This is a genomic window from Leptolyngbya sp. NIES-2104 (assembly GCF_001485215.1).
Taxonomy (GTDB): Bacteria; Cyanobacteriota; Cyanobacteriia; order Leptolyngbyales; family Leptolyngbyaceae; genus Leptolyngbya.
On the sequence record NZ_BBWW01000002.1, the window covers coordinates 160,038 to 176,674 of the forward strand.

Here is a 16,637-nt window from a genome sequence, read left to right on the forward strand (position 1 = left end):
AACGTTTCAGCGTTTTCGATTTTAGTTTTGAGGAACTTAGAGTATTGTTATTCATACAGATAGATGTCGATCGCGATTACAAGAGCCGTGACTGCCTTGAGTGATCGATGAGCTAAGTCGCAAGAGCCGTGATTGCCTTGCCAGCAAATTGAGTTTTTGAATCTCGGTTAATTCAAGCACAGCATTGATAACGAAATGCTACGTGATTTGAGTTCCGTGATTCTGAGCATTTGATCATTTGCGCTGTGGGGAAAGCCTCACATTTGGAGTTTTAGCAATGACTCGTATCGTGCAGTCAAAGCCCCGATTGGGCTTGAAACATCGATTTGTGCAATTTTTTCGGTTTGATGAGCGATCGTTTATTCGGGAACATTGGGATCTCTTTTTACCAGTTGGTTTAGGACTAACGTTGTTTCTAGAAGACCGAATTCTAAAAGATTCAACGGTGACAGCATTTCTGATTCTGTTTGGATTGACCTTTCTATTTTCATTGATTCCGCAACTCACAAGCCGAATGCAGCGCGTTTCTAAACCGATGCAGTATGCGTTAGCAGGTGTTTGTGTGAGTGGAGTTGTTGTAATCGCGGCTCCATTAGTTCTAGCTCAAGCCGCCCCGACTGCTGCTCAATGTGGAGGTGGATTGTTTGGACCACTCGCACAGTTCTTCAGCACTGCTCTGGGTGCGGCTGGTGGGGGCGGAGGTGATATCTGTACACTGTTCGGGTTGATTCAAGCGGCGCTGGTCGTTGTGTTTGTGATTGCAATTGGTGTTGCGGTTTACCAAGTTGGTCAAGGAGCCGAGTTTCGGACGGCATTTACTCCGATTGCTCTGGCATTGGTCGTCGTCGTGGCAGCAGGTATCATCATCCGATTGTTTATGGGTACTGGAACAACAGCGGCTCCAACCACAGGGACTTAAATGATGCAATCCCCTAAACCTCGCGCTGTGAATCGATTGGTGGGGAAACAGCCGAGCATTGGATACCTACCCGCAAATCAATTGCCATTCTGGGTTGGCTTCATCCTCGTGGCAACCTTACTATGGCAACTATTCAACCTAACCCTGGCGCAATTCTTACTGCTTGCTTTTTTGCCTTGCATTGTGTTCTGGTCGTTGACTGGACAGAAAGAATGGAAATTCTTAGAGAAGTTTCACGCGCCCAGGCAGTGGGGAATTGCAAAAGTGCGCTGTCAGTGGCGACAACATTCCCCTTTGCCACAGCGTCCGAAGCTTGGAAAACGTCGAGTGAAGCATTCTGGCAAAACACAGTTGTTTCATCCGCTCGAAGATGCACTGCATCTAGTTTGCTATGGGCAAATGAATGTACAAAATCTTCAAGTTGGATTCGAGCTATTAGAGCAGCGCAAAGGCAAGCAAGGCAGCCGTCAAGAGTTGCGATTTGTGTTTGGCTTTCGGACAACGGGCATTCACGCAACGCTCTCTGAAGCACAAGCAGAAGCAATTCTACAGCGCCTCGAAGCTGCGCTTAAAGAATTGCCGCCTGGTGAACGGTTAACGTTTGAATACTGTTCATTTGCTGAAGATCGCGATCGCCAAATCGAGCTTGACTCTCTGCTAAATACCCAGAGCAATCATTTAGCTGAACTATTAGTCTTTAGTCAGAAAGTGCGATCGCGTGAGCTATATCAACGAGGTCTACGTCAAATTAAGCGCATTCGCATTCTGGGAACCTACACCGTGAAAACCACTCAGCAGGCTCAGAGCGATCGCGATCTAACCACCAAACTGCTGAGATCATTCGCTAACTTCACCGAATGGTTTGCAGGCGAAAAAGAGCAAGCAGACGCAGCCCGACTGCAAAAAATGGTGCATCTCGCATTCACAGAAGGATTCTTGCGCTTAGAGTCGATTCTGACAACCCTGATGGGACTCACTGTGGAGCCTCTAACGGCTGCGGAACTCTGGACAGCCGATTACGCTGAGTTACATACTCAAACGGCTCCTCCAATTCCACAACTGCTGATTCTGGATGAAAAAGGCTTGCGATGTGAGGTCACGAGCGAAGTTCATGCGACCAGCATCCTGTTAAGAGGAGAAAAGGGAGAAAGTGCGGTTCCAATCGCTGCACGAGAATGGATTTACATTCCCCGTAAGCGCAAGTACGCGGGATTCATGCAACTCGGCAAACCATCTGCTTTTCCGTCTGCGCGGGGACAGGTACGCTATCTTTGGGAGCCGATCGCCCGCAATCGACTGCGCGATCTCAAAGTTGTCACTGAACTCTCAACCTCGAATCGCGGACTGCAAAAGTTTAATTTGGAGCGATTAACACGCAACTCCAAAGAACTCTCGATGCGAGCGCTGGGAGGCAAAACAGTCGATGTGGCTTCTGATATGAAAGTGAATGAAGCGATTTCCGCACGACAGGCACTAGAACGCGGCTCAACTGTTGTTACAGTTGCTTCAGGCATTTGGCTTTATCGCAATAATCCAGCCGCTCTAGAGCAGGATTTTAGCTATCTCACTGACTGTTTATCGACCTCCGATTCCGAACGAGCTTACGAAATCACGGAAAATCTCTGGCTACAATCGTTGCCGTATGTTTGGGATGCCTTGCTCACGAAGCCTTACGATCGTCAAGACTACTATCTCAGTCACGAAGCTTCTGGGTTATTGCCTTTAGTTGCGCCGCAGATTGGTGATCCGGGTGGGCTTGAGTTTCTGACGCTTGAAGGCGGAACTCCCGTTCACATTGATCCATTCACGATGCTGATGCACCTCGCGTTTTACGCCACCACTCGCGGTGGAAAAAGCATACTGCTTGCTGAATTGATGATGGGATTCTATTTACGCGGCATCCCAGTGGTTGGATTTGATTTTCCACGTCCAACCGACGGAACCAGTTCATTTTCTGACTTGACCGCAGTTTTGCAGCAATTAGGAGCTAGAGTCGCCTACAACGATACGGGAACCTGTGCCAATAATTTGATTGAAATGCCCGACTTGCGGGAGGTGCCAAATGCGAAAGAGCGTCGAGACGCGATCGTAGATTTTCAAATCGATGCGATCGTCATCATCGTCATGGGTGACACCGATGATTCTTTTATGGAAAAGTCTGTGAGAACCTTGGTCGCTCAATCACTGCAAGATTTCCATACCATTCCTGAAATCAAAACGCGGTACGATAACGCGATCGCAGCAGGGTTCGGAACCACCGCTTGGAAAGAAACCCCTACACTCTGGGACTATCTCGACTTCGCTAACGATTGGCTCAAAGCTCATTTACAGCAGAATGAATTGACTGTTTCTACTGTGATTCGAGAAGCGGCAGGGCAAATTCTAGAGCAGTTACGTGGCTGTTTGAAAAGCGGCTTAGGTCGAGCGATCGCCCGTCCAAGTTCTTTTCGCTCTGATGTTTCGCTACTCATTTTCGCACTTCGAGGTTTACGCAGTCGGCAAGATGCAGCAGTGTTGGCATTGTCTGGATATTCTGCTTTGCTCAGACGCGCTCTCGAAAGTCCAGCTTCAGCGTTCATCATTGATGAGAGTCCGATTCTGTTTGAGTTTCCTGCGATCGCTCGAATCGTCGGACAACTCTGCGCCAATGGTTTGAAGTGGGGTGTTCGCACGATTATTTCTGCTCAAACCGTTTCAACGATCTACCAGTCGGCAGCAGGGAAGCAGATTGTTGAAACGATTACGACAACGTTAATTGGTTACATCAAACCCAGTGCTGTCGATTCGTTCGTGGACTTGTTGGGCTATGACCGTGAGGTAATTGCTCAGTGCGCGACTTCCAGCTTTGAACCCTCATCGCGAGAACTGCGATCGCACTGGATTATCTGCAAAGACGGTATGTATACCGAAGTTGGCTTCTACCCCAGCGCGGTATTGCTTGCACTGACCGCAAACAACATGGAAGAGCAAGAAGCGCGATCGCGGGTGATGGAATCTTACAGTGACCTCTGTGATGGCGTTGCAGCATTCTCGCAACTTTACACGGCAGCAAGACGCAAAGGCTTACCCATGAGCGAAATTCAGCCGCAATTACTTTTAACTGGAACCGATTAACAGGAGTACTTTGATGATTCAACTAAGACAATCTCAACAGCGTCCGATGCGGGCATGGAAGCGATTCCGCCGAGTCTTAATGATTGGCGTAGGAGGAAGTTTAGGAATTACCATCGTCGCGGGATCAGTGATCGCACTCGATTTGAGAGGCATCCAGAACACCGTGAATCAAGTCGGCGGAACCTTGGGAACAGCAGGCGTTCCAGTGCAAGGAACCGTCAATCAAATCAATGGAACACTGTCAGAAATCAATCAGTATCTTCAGCAGCTACAGAGTTTGTACAGTTTGATTGCTTCTGGTAACTTGCGAGGATTGCTCGGAAGTCTAGATGGTGTTATCGGAGAATTGGGTCTACCTGATCCGGAAGCAACCCAAGACGCTGTTTGGTCTGAGCAGATTGGTAACACGCCGAATGATGCGGCTTCCAGAGGTAGTGCAACTTCAGCAGGCTCGATTCTCAACCGCAGCAACATTAACCAATCTGTGAATCGAGGAATTGCTCAAGGAATTACGGCATCGGTTTTGAGCAAAGCTGGACAGGAGAAGCTGATGAATCAGCAAACTGCGATCGCGCAATACATTCAGCGCAGTGGGCAAGTGGCAACCGAGGCGCAAAGCAAAACTGTGACTCAAGATGTTCTCAAAAATGTCTCACAGCAGCAAGCCATCACCGCTCAAATTCAGGGGCATCTCTCGACTCAACTGACTCAGCTTGAAATCGGTCAGGCTGCAACGAATTTACAACTTAGCAGCATTGATTCAGGCGTTGGGCAACTGAATCAAACTCAGCAAAGTGAGCAAACTAGACAGGCAGCAGTGCTAGGTCAAGCTGGCTCAATGATTTACATTCCCGGACTTTATGCAACCACTCCGTAGTATGGCATTCAGTTGGACAATCTCAGTTCCTTACCTTGCGGCTCAAGGCGGCGTTGACAAGCTTCAGGGCAGCCTCAATCAGCTTCAGAACACGGCTCAGTACTGGCAGACCGTTTGGCAGAGTACATTTTCTCAAACAAATCCGACAAGCTCGTATTACCAAATTAGCTACATTGCAACAATTATTGCTGTGATTGCTTCAGTATTTTGGCTCACGCGATGGGCGCACGAAATGTCTGGAAGTGGAACTGCGTTAGGAGCCTTGCCAAAATTTCTGTGGCTGATTGCTGTACTGATTTTCTTGAGCAATCACGGTCAGCGATTAGCTGAGTTCAGTCTGGGCATTCATCATCTGCTGCATTCTTGGGAAAGCGGCATTATGCAGGTTCAAATTGCTGGAGTACAAGCGCAAACAGTACTCAACGATCGTTTAGCAACCGATCAAGCCAAAGATGAGGTAAAAGCACTCCTCGCTCAGTGCGATAATCTACCCGCTCCCGATGTCGCAATTCCTTCGATTGATCCCCCGGCAGATCTCAGTCAACTCTCACAAGATCAAAAGCAAGTCTATGCCAAGCTGAATTGTTACCGAACCGTTCAACAACAACTCCCTGCGATTCAACAAAAGTATGAATCTGCTTACTGTGGTGGTAGCTGTGCAGGACTCGCAAGGCTATTTTCAACGGCTGGAGGAGCCTTTGAACGAGCATTTAATAGTCTTGGCAAAGAAGTTAATCAAAACGGCATCAATGCAGACTTTACTTCGTTCATCAATAATCTGGTTGACTTCGGGGTAGGAACGGTTGTCAATGATAACCTCAAATACATTCTCTATGCGATGCAGTGGGTGTTCAGCAATCTGATGGAAGCTGGAGAATGGCTGAATGCCCTGGTCGGTCCAATTATGTTATCGACCTCGGTTCTACCGATCGAGCGTCTTAAACCGATCTGGGTTTGGCTGATCACGTTTTTCTCGATCGGGCTAATGAAAATCTACTATGCCCTCCTCTTAGGCGTAATGGCAGCCGTGATTGCAGGGGCGCAACTAACCAGTTTCAGTGATTTGAGTTTTGCTTTCCTGCTGGGATTTTTTGCACCTGTGATCGCATTTTCACTGGCAACAGGTGGAGCATTAGCCGCAATTCGGGGAATGTCCAGCACTGGCGCACAACTCGCACAGGCAGGCATTCAAATTGGAAGCTCGATCGCGTCGTCGTTTGTGAGTTTAATCGGTCGTTTTTTATAAGCTATGCAGTTACCTTTTCACAAAGCTAGATTTCATTCCTCAGCGATCATGCCCTTGTTCGTATTAGTGACACTGGGGCTGCATCTGCTGTTAACGTTGCTGGTGTTCTACGGCGGATTTCAGGTGGCTCGGCTTGCCAATCGTCCAATCCCTACGGCTGTTCAGCTTGACGGGGGACGGATGATTCAGCAAACAGCAATGCCGCATGATTTTCGCAGTGCAGATGTAATCGAAACAGTCGTCAAAAGTTGGGCGATCGCAACTTTGAGTTGGCGATCGAAATCAGAACAAGGTGCGCTTGATGCTGGCAGGGATATTGGCAATGGGCGAAAAGTTCCATCGATTACTTGGAAATCATCGTTCTTACTCTCAGAGCAGGACAATTTCCGACTGAAATTCCTGCAAATGCTATCTCAACTGATTCCTTTCTCAGTGCTAAACGGGCAAGCAACTACAACGGCTGAAATTATCAATTTATCCAAACCACAATCGGCTGGAACAGGTCGCTGGGCTGTGGATTTAGTCAGCAACGTTCTGCTTTTCGAGAGTCCAACTGCTCCGGGGCGATTGCTGTTTACTTTCAACAAGCGAGTTTTCATTAAAGCAGTTCCACCCGCAATTAATCCACTGCCTGAGCAAGCAACGGATGTGCAAAAGATGATTTTCGATCTGCGCCTTGCGGGGTTGGAGATTGATGAAATGCAGGATTTACCAAGCTAACTGAAGCGATCGCGCTTAGAGGATTTGAACTATGGATCGTCAGGAAATTGCAAAAGCAGCAGGTTGGGAGTCAGATCCCGTAGAAACACAAGTGATTGCATCGGAAGTGACTTCAAAGCATGATGGCGGATTACTCGACGCAGAGGATCACATTGCGCCTCAATTTGTAGAGCAAGATCGCCCGTTTTGGTCGCGTCCGTTGCCTCGGATTGTAGCAGTGTCGATTCCTGCAACATTAGGGCTTTGGGGTTTAGTTAGCATGGTTGGAGGCAACCGTCCACAGCCGATCGCACAAAACCCAACTCCGTCTCCCTCGATCACACCCACTCCGGCTGCTCCAACCGAGGATACTGGGAACTTGCGGACTCGTCTAGCACTTCAGTCTCAAGCGAATCAGGTTCGTCAGCAGCAAGCGAAGAAACCTGCTCAACCCAATCCCACGCCGCAGGTTGCGCCCGTTGTCCGTGCTGCTCCGCCCGTGGTTGCTCAACCCGTCGTTCGTGCTGCTGCAACTGCTCCGCAAGCATCCACAGCAATCCCGCCTCGTTCAACTCCTACACCGCAGGTCGTCCGTGTTGCTTCACCGAAGGCAGCCTCAACGCGAGATCCAGTACAGGCATGGTTAAGCGCCGCAGGAATCGGAAATTATGGTTCAGTGGCGATAAAGAGCAGCACCCCAAACGCTGATGTTGCCAGCGTCAATGATGTTTCTGGAGGAATAGGAGTCCCGCCACCTAATTCGACACCACCCATCACAGCGACCTTTGAACCAACTCCAACCGCACAAGTCGCGATCGGAACCCGCGCACAGGGAATTCTCGAAACGCCGATCGCGTGGACAGAAGCAATCAATAATCCTGTTCAAAATTTTTTAGTGCGATTGCAAGAGCCGCTTAAGTCATCTGATGGAACGATCGTGCTGCCGAGCGGGGCTGCATTAGTGGTAAAGGTGACAAACGCCACGAATTCGGGGCTGGCACAACTCGAAGCCACTTCAGCTCTTGTCTCTGAAAACGGGCGCAATGTTGAACGATCGCTTCCCGAACACGCTGTTTTAATTTTGGGCAGTGGAGGAAAGCCGTTACAGGCAGCGCGCGATCGCCCTAGTCGTCTGGGATCAGATTTAGGAGCAGCATTGCTTTCGGGTGCATCACGAGCGGCGGGGCTGATTAATCAACCTCAAAGTCAAATTTTGACAAGCGGGACGAGTGGGATTCAGTCCACCACAACTAATAACAGACCAAATTTAGCGGCTGGAGTCCTTGAAGGTATTACTCAGTCATTGCTGCAAAGTCAATTGAATCGCGCTCAACAGTCTCAACAAGCAGCAAACAATCAACCTTCAATTTTTGTTCTGGGTCAAGGAACCTCGGTTCAAGTGTTTGTAAATCAGTCAATCAGTCTTTAAGCAGTGAGAGGATAGTATGCAACCCATTCAAAAGACGTTGAGCAACGCATTCTCACTTTGCGTTCCCACTCTATTCTTAGTTCAAATTGCGAATGCAACTGTTGTTCGGAATGTCTCAAGCGATCAAGCGCAAGGGATTACTGGAGAAGCAATTAGCGTTGATGTTGCGCCCGGAGTTGGACTCAACATTAGTTTTATTCAGACAGGCGAATTCGTGAAAAAAGCCTGGATTGATGATCCTTCTCGCATTACCTTGAGCTTTGACGGAACGCTGTGCCAAACGATTTCTCAAGGACAAGAATGCAGCAGTGATCAAGGCGCAACCGTTGTTCACCTGCGACAGATTCGCCCGATCGATTTTCCCGATTTACCTCGTAGCAGCACCAATGGCACACTGCTCACACTGATTACAGAAGGGACTGAGGGACGAAAACTTTACCAGTTTCGAGTGCGCCCAGTCGCACGAGAACCCAAGTACACCACGATCGCAGTAAGTCCGATTGTGAATCGATCGACTACAATGGCAATCAGCCCAGAACCTCAACTCGCTCAGTTACCTGAAGCTTCTGTAGCGACTGCTGTGGGTGTTGAGCCTATGATAAAAGCTCCAGTTCCGGTAATAGTAGCTCCTCCTCAAATGTCATCCGTAAAAACTCAATCTTCTGAGTTAGCGACAAATCAAGAGCTACCTCAATTCAATTCTTCGCAATCAGAGCTTCCTGATTTAGCAATCCCACAAGCCACTTGGCGCAATCGCATCGTGCCTGTCATCATTTCACCTCCAGCTAACCAATCTCTAGAAGCATTAACGACATCGGCACCAGAGCAATCATCAACGATGCAGGAATGGGCACAGAACCTTTCCTCAAGCAATTATTTCCAGCAGCTACAGCAATAAAGCTGAGATTTTCGCTGATATCTGAATTCACTGCGCTTATTGATGCGTCTAGAGTCATGGCACTGCGTACACTCTACCGATTTTTAGTTGCTTTACTATTTATCATCAGTTTCGTACTGATAACGCTGAGTTCGATTCCGTGGGCATCACGTAAATCTGTGCAAGCGTTTGAAACTTCTCCGCCAGTGTCTACCCTGTCCTACACAATGGGAACTCAGACCGCACAGACACCGGATTGGAATCGCATTCAGTTTAAGACACTGCCTGCGATTCAAGAACCAGGGTGGATTAAACTTCCTGCCAATCTAATCAAGCAGTTAGGCTATGATCCATCACGTACTTGGGCAGCAGGTCAAACTCCAGATCAGTTTGTCATGTTGGGAGATGTTCAGGATGCGTTTCATCTTGAGCAATTCAATTTACAGCAGATTTCTCAACTGAGTCGGAGCGCGATCGACACGCTAAACCTGAACGATTTTGGCATGAGCCAATGGCAAACTCCAAAGTCACTTGTTGAAGCGATTCCTGCGATCGCGGATCTTCCACTCAACCAGGTCAAACCATTACAAGATCTGTGGGCAAAACAAGGAGGAGGAACATTCGGAGGAAATACTTTAGCACAACTGGTCGAGCGCGTCCCTACCTTTGCTGCAATGCCATTAGGTAAAAATCTTGATCTTGCTCAGTACTCGATCAATTCAATTCCAAAGCTCGCGCTCACGCCGTTATCACAGTTCAAAGGTTGGCAGCGTAGCTTTGTCGAACAAGTACCGGGGCTAAATCAAGTTCCGTTTAGTCAGTTTCCTCAATCGCCTGCGAACGGCGTTGGAATTGCAGCGATCGCAGATGTCGTTTGGAGTGCTGCCGAGCATGGTGATCCGAAAGTCAAAGCAGATTCATTCGTTACTGGAAGTGCCTTAAAGACTGGGGCAACGGCTCCGGTCGCCTGTGAAGCGGGGAAGCCTTGCTCCTACATGGAATTGAGTGATTTAACCGGACAAGCTGGCGCGATGCACGGAAAACGCTGGGCATCGGGGGCAACTCAGCGCGTCAAAGGTGGCTATGGATTTTTAGCAAAAGTGAATGGAGGATGGGAACCGACTGGGCGACTTGTGTACGGTCCCGCTTTCAAAGTGGTGATGACCAAGGCAAATGAAGCGAAAGGGCAAGCAGATTTTGGCTTGTATTTGCGGGCTTGTGTGCATGGAATCGTAGATTTAGGCTGTACGCCTTACTTTATTGGTCCAGTTCCCTGGATTCCAGTACGGGAAAAGGGATTAGTAATTGTTGCTGGCAAGAATGCCCCACCTGTCAAAGTTCCATCAGAGTTTCAGAATCAGATTAGCGCGATCGAGGGGCAGTACAACGCGATCGCGAATCCAGGCGGCGCAATCGATGATTGTGGAGGTGGTACAGTCAGTGGCGAAGCGGTAAATCGGGCGATCGCAGCAGCTCCATCGGGCGATCGTCCCTACGCTCAAAAAGTGATTCCATTAGTGCTTGCAGATGCCAAACGCTACGGCGTAACTGACCCAGCGCAAGTCGCTTATATTTTGGCGACTGCACAAGCAGAAGTAAACTTCAATCCGCGCGATGAAGATGACGATTACTCTCGCTCTGGAGCCTGCGGAAACTATTGTGGACGTGGACTGGTGCAACTCACTCATATTGAGAACTATGAGCGTGCTGGAAAAGCGATCGGAGTAGATTTAGTGAATCAGCCTCAACTTGCCAACCGTCCTGATATTGCCTCGAAAATTATGGTGATGGGAATGCGCGATGGCTGGTTTACAGGCGCTGGATTAGGTAGCTATATTCGCGGTGGTTCGGCAAACTTTGGTGGAGCGCGGCAGATTGTCAATGATGGCGATCGCTCTGGTGAAATTGCTCAATATGCTCAACGCTACTACGAGGCAATTCGTGGGACTAACATTTCAACATTGTCAGAGAAACCGGGTCAGGAGTGTTCAATCAAAGCGAAAGGTGCGACCGCTCAGAAGATCGCTCAGGCTGTAAGTCGATCGGTTGGAGAAAGTACAGCCGCTGGACCTGGCGGCGGCAATGTCGCCTGTGCGTGGGAAGTCAATCGCGTTTTGGCAAAAGCGGGAATTCCCTCGATCGATGGGGACTCTGTGCCCAATATGGTCGCAGTTTTAGAGTCTGGACGAGGGCAACGAATTAATCCGGCACAAGCAGGTCCCGGTGACATTGTGATTGCTCACGACATGGAGCATGTTGGGATTTGCATCGATCAAGGCTGTAATCGAGTCATGTCGAATTCAAGTAGTCGAAAACAGTTTAGCTGGCAGTCCGATCGCGATTTTGATGGATTTTATGGAGGAGCGAGTCATGGCATTTATCGAGTCAAATAGACTGCGATTTTACACACAGATCAAAGCCTTATTGCTTTCAAGCAGCAGCCTCTTTTTGATCGGTCTCATTGGCTGGAACAGCCTCGTTACGCCTGTCTTTGCTCAACCTGTGATCTCACCAACGGTACAAGCAGTTCAGCAAGCCTTACAGAAGGATATGGACTATCCGAGTAAAGCTCGATCTCAATTTGGAGTCGGGCAGGTGACAAAAGTAGCGGTGCTTCCACCTCATGCGATGGCGACTTGGACTTGGGGACCGACAGGCGGTTGGGCAATTTTGATTCAGCGGAATAACAAATGGCAAGTCATTACGCGCCGCGACGACTGGATCGGATTACGATCTGTCGTCAAGTTAGGAATTCCACAGCCCGTTGCAATTCAATTACTCGATCAGATTATTCCAGATTGGCGATCGCTACCGTCTGAGTAGGAAAACATAACGATGAGAACTATCTACTGTTATCAACGAATCAAAAATCAGATTTGGAAATGGGGATGCTGTGCGATCGTCATGTTTCTCCTATGGGCAGCAACACCTCCGATCGCTGGAGCAACTCTGCTTCAAGTTCCAGTTGAGATCGCGCAACTACAATCTACTACATCTATTTTTGAGTCGATTCTAGAACCCTTGCGTCGAACCAAAATCCCACTGCGCTTACCTACTCAAATTTCGCTCAAACTTCCAATTCACGCAGTTCTATGGAATGCCTCTAGTCAGAGCTATCAAATTGCACTCACGACCCGTCCTGATTGTCGATCGAACTATTGTCGCAATGGATTGATCAGCGCCGAAAAACTGCTGTCGAATACGCCTTCCATCAAGTCAGAATACGCATTCTTGAACGATCCAGCCTTTCGTCCAATTGAGCGATCGCCTGATCCTTTTGGATCGATCTCATTAGCAAGCGGAATTCAAGGCTTTTTTGTCCCTTGGGTGCTGGGTGCAAATTACAGCGATGCCAAAGTAATTTGGGAGCAATCCGGCTACCGCTACACGGTTAGTCTCAAAAAGGGCGATCGCCAAACTTTGATCGACATGGCGAACTCTGCCATCAACTCATCACCTTGACCTTATGCCGACTCAGCCAAGCCCCAAAATCAATCATTCAATGCCTTCACAAGCCACTACAGTACAGCCGCGATCGCTGTCTCAAGATGCTTTAAGCGGACTAGCTCCCCTGCTTCGCTGGGACAGTGGAGGATTGTTGTTGGGATGCCTTGTTTTGGCGCTTCTGATGGCGATCGGCGGGCGGAAAAAGCACCTTGTCTTTGGACGCAAAGCAGGGGTGTGGGAAAAACTATCTGCTACACGCCGCGCAGAACAACAAATGCGGAAGCGCCAGCACAATCGCGTCACGCTCTACGTTGGCACGCCCCGCAATCGTGGACTTACAGCACAACTGACAACCCTAATGGGGCAACCTCCCACGCTGTATGTTCCCAATGCGAATGAAGGGATTACCGTTTGCGGTGGACCCGGAAAAGGAAAAAGTTATGCGTCGATCGATCCCTTGATCCGATCATCCTTGGATCAAGGCTTTCCCACGATGATCTATGACTACAAAGGTGAGCAGCTCCGACGGCACGTTGCTTATGCTGTGAGCAAAGGCTATGAAGTCGCAGTCTTCGCCCCTGGATTTGACTATAGCTCGGTTTGCAACCCGCTCGATTTTCTCGAAGATGAAGCAGATTCTACGATGGCAAAACAGTTCGCGATCACGATGAATCGCAACTCAAAAGCGGGGGAAGCTTCTGGCAAGCAGGATGAATATTTTAAGCAGGCTGGAGACTTATTGGTGCAAGCAGTATTAATGCTGGCAAAAGGAACGCCCTATCAAGACTTGACAATGGTCTGGGCAATTCTAAGCTGTCCAGATTTAGCTCGACGAATGTTAGATGCTCAGGCTCATGGCGAACTGGATGTCTGGGCATCAATTAGCGCAACTGCATTAACTTCGGTCGCTCATGCGGAACAAACAGGCGGAGGCATTATTAGTACAGCCGTCGCGACTTTTGCACCGCTGATTGATAAAAAATTTCTCACCTGTCTTTGTGGTAAAACTACGCTACCGATCGATTTAGTCGGTAAGCGCCTGGTTGTCTTCCAGTTAGATCAGCGGACTCGTGATGTCGTTGCTCCGATCGTCGCAACCATCCTCAATCTGCTAGTCGTTCGCAATCTCTCTGAACGCCGCAAAGAGCCACTGGTTCTTGCAATGGATGAATTTCCGACTTTGTATCTGCAAGCGATCGTGCAATGGGCAAATGAATACCGCGAAAATGGACTAGCTTTAATCTTGGGCTATCAGAACTACGCACAGCTAGAAAATAAATACGGCAAAGAAATGACTCAAAGCATTCTTGCTGCTTGTGCAACTCAATTTATCTTTAATCCGCAGCATGAGGAAAGCGCTCAACGCTACTCGAAATACTTTGGTGAGGAAGAGGTAATTATTCGTGCTAGAAGTCGCAATCACGGTAAAAGCTCAGGAACCTCTCAATCCGAGCAGTATCACAAACGTCCTTTGTTCGATGCAAGGTTTTTACTAACTTTGCCACGCGGAAAATGTGTGTTCGTTAATCCAGCTTATCAAGGTTCCGGTGAAGCCGCGATTCCTTTTTGTCTTGAAGTCAAGATTCCCCAATTCGACGATGCGGCTCAACAGTGGAGTGAAGAAAAATGGGATACGAAAGTACGGAGGCGCCTTGTCGATCGCGCCATTCGTACCCAAACAAATTGGACACCTGATGCAATGAAATCACAATTGAAAGAGCGGTTTGAGTTTGTCGATCAAATCTTACTTCCAATGTTAGAAAGTAGTTCATCGATCGATTCCGTTGAAAAGTACGAAAGCACGACGTTTGAAGAGCTTGCAAATTGGTAAATGCTTTTGGAGAGGTTAAATTATGCCGCTATCATCCGATGATTTATCTTCAGTTCATAGTGACGCTCAAGGCGTTGGCGTAGAAATGGCACAAGCAGGAACGCAGCTTTTACGCGATGGAGTCGAAGCATATGCACGATTGCGAAACCAACCCCACTCGCTGAAAGTAGAGACGATTCCGCCCGATCACACTGTTGCCCTACCGTATGAGTACTATCAACGCGGACTCCAAGGCTCTCGTCTGCAAATCGATTTAGGCACTTCACAACGCGCTTTGAATCATCACCCGCCCGCACTCGTTGGGCAAATGCTCACCAACTCTCCGCAAGTTCAAGCGATCGCAAAAAACCAAGGTTCAGCAGCGGCTCAAACCTATATATCGCTTGTGATTCAACGGGCTGAGGCAAATCATCACCGTCAGGCTTCAGGACTGTCACCTGCTGAACGATCAATGCAGCGGCAGCCCTCTCAAAGACCCCCACAGAGATAGACAATTATGGTTCACTCCCTGACTCCAGCTCAACACCAATTTATCGAGCAAACGCTGCCACCAGAAATTGCGTCACTTCGCGATCTCTATCCCAACACTATCTACGAAGTTGCTTCAGTTTGGCACTATCCTGCATTTCCGGTGGGGTATCAACCCAATCTTATCGAAGTGTACTACACCGATAATGACGGCACAGACTCACCGGATCTGGTCATCGAGCAAGGTTATCTCAGTGGAATGCGGCTACAAATCGAAGAGTCTCCCTGCAACGTGATTCAGCTTGAAATCGATGGGCAGTGGGCATTTATTCAAATTGGCTCTCAAATTGTTCTCGATCGCATATCGGGACGAATGATTTTGCCAGAGGTGCTAGTCGATGCGGCACAGTTGGCAGCTTCTTTTATTCACGCGATCGCATAGTTCTGGAAAAATCATCATGTCTGGAAACTCAAATTCTGCCACGCCGACTACAGTTCTTGAACATCCAGTTCAACCCATTCCCACAACCGAAGTTGCCCGCCTTACGCCTGACCAGCAGACAAATTTCACCCAACTATTGCAACGAATTCGACAACAGGCAGTGCTTGCTGGCTATCTTGATACTTACGCCCCGATCGTCATTCGACATGGGAACCAGCGTCTTTTTGAGGCAGTAGCCGGAGAAGCACCTCGCGTCGATCGCATGGAGCCAGAACACCTCGCGCTCTTGCAGGCAGCATTAGAACGTCCAGAGAGCATTCGAGGAACCGTCAAGATTTTAATTGGCGATCGCGAAGTGTACCGCGTTCAAGAGGGGGAAGTAAAAACAGACTTGTTGGGATTAGCAGCCCAAGCACAATCCGCTCCGCTCAATCCTCATGCTGCTTCCCCTTCAGCAGAGCCTCAACAATCGTCCAATTCATTGCCAAATTCACAAACACAGCAGTCAAATGGGCACCATTCTGGGTCGTCCTCAGAAAATTCTGAGCTAACTCAGCAAAGCTTGATGAACGGAAAAAGTCAGGCTCAGCAAAGCACGAAAGAGATCGAACCGTCTGCCAATTCTGCTCCTGATCTTGAACGATTGAGATCGCAAATCGAGCAGCTAGAAAACCGTATTCAACAGTTGAACCATCAATTGCAGTCGGTTCAATCGGCCCCGGCGCGATGGGTTGCCACAACAGAACAGAACTTGCAGTCCTGGGCGCGATCGGTGAAACGAGCGATCGCAGAACCGATGGTTCGATCGATGGAAGTTGGGTTACGTCAGATGGTGAAGCTGTTCGGCGAGACGCGAGCAGATGGCTCAATTTCTTATGACTCAAAGCGAGATCAACGTTACGTGATCGATGGAAATCACATTGCTGTGTCAGGTCGGGAAACTGGGCAGAATTCAACTCAAACGGCGGCTGTCAATCAAACTCCTGCGGATCTTTGGAATCAATACACGCAAGGAAGTCAGGGATCGCCCAGTCAAGTTACGATGCAGGTGGCGCGGCAGGCATTGAGCGATCGCATTTCAGCAAAGGACGTGATGCAAATGTTGCGCTCTGACCCTCAGTACCAAAAGATTGAATCACAGCAGGGATCTCAAGCAGCACACCGATACGTGGAACTGGTGGTTGGTCGCGCAAGTTATCAAGTTCTTCAGAATCTTGCAAAAGAAAATTCACAAACCTCACAGCAACCTCGATCAATTCCTCGGCAACTGTAACTCTTTATGTCCCTG

At 48.7% G+C, this 16,637-nt stretch carries 14 protein-coding genes; all 14 read left to right on the plus strand.

Annotation, left to right across the window (positions count from 1 at the left end; translation table 11 throughout):
- The first annotated feature begins 277 nt into the window (after positions 1 to 277).
- Genes NIES2104_RS27985 through NIES2104_RS28050 form a run of 14 tightly spaced genes read left to right on the plus strand, consistent with a single transcriptional unit; the run spans position 278 to position 16,622 of the window.
- On the plus strand, positions 278 to 919 hold the full coding sequence (locus NIES2104_RS27985; protein WP_059002214.1) for a hypothetical protein: 642 nt from the start codon (positions 278 to 280) through the stop codon (positions 917 to 919).
- Positions 920 to 4,033 carry a hypothetical protein gene (locus NIES2104_RS27990; protein ID WP_059002215.1) on the plus strand — a complete coding sequence of 1,038 codons (3,114 nt, stop codon included), beginning with the start codon at positions 920 to 922 and terminating at the stop codon, positions 4,031 to 4,033.
- Positions 4,034 to 4,046: 13 nt separating this feature from the next.
- A complete protein-coding gene (locus NIES2104_RS27995) occupies positions 4,047 to 4,910 on the plus strand; it encodes a hypothetical protein (protein ID WP_059002216.1) in 864 nt (287 codons plus the stop codon).
- Entirely contained in the window at positions 4,894 to 6,156 is a 1,263-nt protein-coding gene (locus NIES2104_RS28000; RefSeq protein ID WP_156427125.1) for a hypothetical protein, read from the plus strand. Before NIES2104_RS27995 ends, NIES2104_RS28000 begins: the two co-directional genes overlap by 17 nt.
- Positions 6,157 to 6,204: 48 nt before the next feature.
- The gene (locus NIES2104_RS28005) at positions 6,205 to 6,876 is read left to right on the plus strand and encodes a hypothetical protein (protein WP_059002218.1); all 672 of its coding nucleotides are present in this window, start codon (positions 6,205 to 6,207) and stop codon (positions 6,874 to 6,876) included.
- Between the two features lie 31 nt (positions 6,877 to 6,907).
- A complete protein-coding gene (locus tag NIES2104_RS28010) occupies positions 6,908 to 8,284 on the plus strand; it encodes a TrbI/VirB10 family protein (RefSeq protein ID WP_059002219.1) in 1,377 nt (458 codons plus the stop codon).
- Between the two features lie 16 nt (positions 8,285 to 8,300).
- Positions 8,301 to 9,182, plus strand: a complete 882-nt coding sequence (locus tag NIES2104_RS28015; protein ID WP_059002220.1) for a hypothetical protein — start codon at positions 8,301 to 8,303, stop codon at positions 9,180 to 9,182.
- Positions 9,183 to 9,238: 56 nt separating this feature from the next.
- Complete coding sequence (locus tag NIES2104_RS28020) at positions 9,239 to 11,554, plus strand: glycoside hydrolase family 19 protein (RefSeq protein WP_059002221.1); 2,316 nt, start codon at positions 9,239 to 9,241, stop codon at positions 11,552 to 11,554.
- Positions 11,532 to 11,984, plus strand: coding sequence for a hypothetical protein (locus tag NIES2104_RS28025; RefSeq protein ID WP_059002222.1), 453 nt, complete (start codon positions 11,532 to 11,534; stop codon positions 11,982 to 11,984). The genes NIES2104_RS28020 and NIES2104_RS28025 overlap by 23 nt, the downstream gene beginning before the upstream one ends.
- Before the next feature lie 12 nt (positions 11,985 to 11,996).
- The gene (locus tag NIES2104_RS28030; RefSeq protein WP_059002223.1) at positions 11,997 to 12,623 is read left to right on the plus strand and encodes a hypothetical protein; all 627 of its coding nucleotides are present in this window, start codon (positions 11,997 to 11,999) and stop codon (positions 12,621 to 12,623) included.
- A 4-nt stretch (positions 12,624 to 12,627) separates the two neighbouring features.
- Positions 12,628 to 14,439 (plus strand): type IV secretory system conjugative DNA transfer family protein, encoded by a 1,812-nt coding sequence (locus tag NIES2104_RS28035; RefSeq protein WP_059002224.1) that lies wholly within the window; start codon positions 12,628 to 12,630, stop codon positions 14,437 to 14,439.
- Positions 14,440 to 14,461: 22 nt separating this feature from the next.
- Positions 14,462 to 14,929: a hypothetical protein gene (locus NIES2104_RS28040; protein ID WP_059002225.1), complete on the plus strand. Its 468-nt coding sequence runs from the start codon at positions 14,462 to 14,464 to the stop codon at positions 14,927 to 14,929.
- Positions 14,930 to 14,935: 6 nt separating this feature from the next.
- Entirely contained in the window at positions 14,936 to 15,349 is a 414-nt protein-coding gene (locus NIES2104_RS28045) for a hypothetical protein (RefSeq protein ID WP_059002226.1), read from the plus strand.
- Positions 15,306 to 16,622, plus strand: a complete 1,317-nt coding sequence (locus NIES2104_RS28050; protein ID WP_156427126.1) for a hypothetical protein — start codon at positions 15,306 to 15,308, stop codon at positions 16,620 to 16,622. The genes NIES2104_RS28045 and NIES2104_RS28050 overlap by 44 nt, the downstream gene beginning before the upstream one ends.
- Positions 16,623 to 16,637: the final 15 nt, after the last annotated feature.

What these genes read in the sequence shown, in the direction of transcription:
- NIES2104_RS27985 (WP_059002214.1), top strand. Translation starts at nt 278, where the DNA reads ATGACTCGTATCGTGCAGTCAAAGCCCCGATTGGGCTTGAAACATCGA.
- NIES2104_RS27990 (WP_059002215.1), top strand. Translation starts at nt 920, where the DNA reads ATGATGCAATCCCCTAAACCTCGCGCTGTGAATCGATTGGTGGGGAAA.
- NIES2104_RS27995 (WP_059002216.1), top strand. Translation starts at nt 4,047, where the DNA reads ATGATTCAACTAAGACAATCTCAACAGCGTCCGATGCGGGCATGGAAG.
- NIES2104_RS28000 (WP_156427125.1), top strand. Translation starts at nt 4,894, where the DNA reads ATGCAACCACTCCGTAGTATGGCATTCAGTTGGACAATCTCAGTTCCT.
- NIES2104_RS28005 (WP_059002218.1), top strand. Translation starts at nt 6,205, where the DNA reads ATGCCCTTGTTCGTATTAGTGACACTGGGGCTGCATCTGCTGTTAACG.
- NIES2104_RS28010 (WP_059002219.1), top strand. Translation starts at nt 6,908, where the DNA reads ATGGATCGTCAGGAAATTGCAAAAGCAGCAGGTTGGGAGTCAGATCCC.
- NIES2104_RS28015 (WP_059002220.1), top strand. Translation starts at nt 8,301, where the DNA reads ATGCAACCCATTCAAAAGACGTTGAGCAACGCATTCTCACTTTGCGTT.
- NIES2104_RS28020 (WP_059002221.1), top strand. Translation starts at nt 9,239, where the DNA reads ATGGCACTGCGTACACTCTACCGATTTTTAGTTGCTTTACTATTTATC.
- NIES2104_RS28025 (WP_059002222.1), top strand. Translation starts at nt 11,532, where the DNA reads ATGGCATTTATCGAGTCAAATAGACTGCGATTTTACACACAGATCAAA.
- NIES2104_RS28030 (WP_059002223.1), top strand. Translation starts at nt 11,997, where the DNA reads ATGAGAACTATCTACTGTTATCAACGAATCAAAAATCAGATTTGGAAA.
- NIES2104_RS28035 (WP_059002224.1), top strand. Translation starts at nt 12,628, where the DNA reads ATGCCGACTCAGCCAAGCCCCAAAATCAATCATTCAATGCCTTCACAA.
- NIES2104_RS28040 (WP_059002225.1), top strand. Translation starts at nt 14,462, where the DNA reads ATGCCGCTATCATCCGATGATTTATCTTCAGTTCATAGTGACGCTCAA.
- NIES2104_RS28045 (WP_059002226.1), top strand. Translation starts at nt 14,936, where the DNA reads ATGGTTCACTCCCTGACTCCAGCTCAACACCAATTTATCGAGCAAACG.
- NIES2104_RS28050 (WP_156427126.1), top strand. Translation starts at nt 15,306, where the DNA reads ATGCGGCACAGTTGGCAGCTTCTTTTATTCACGCGATCGCATAGTTCT.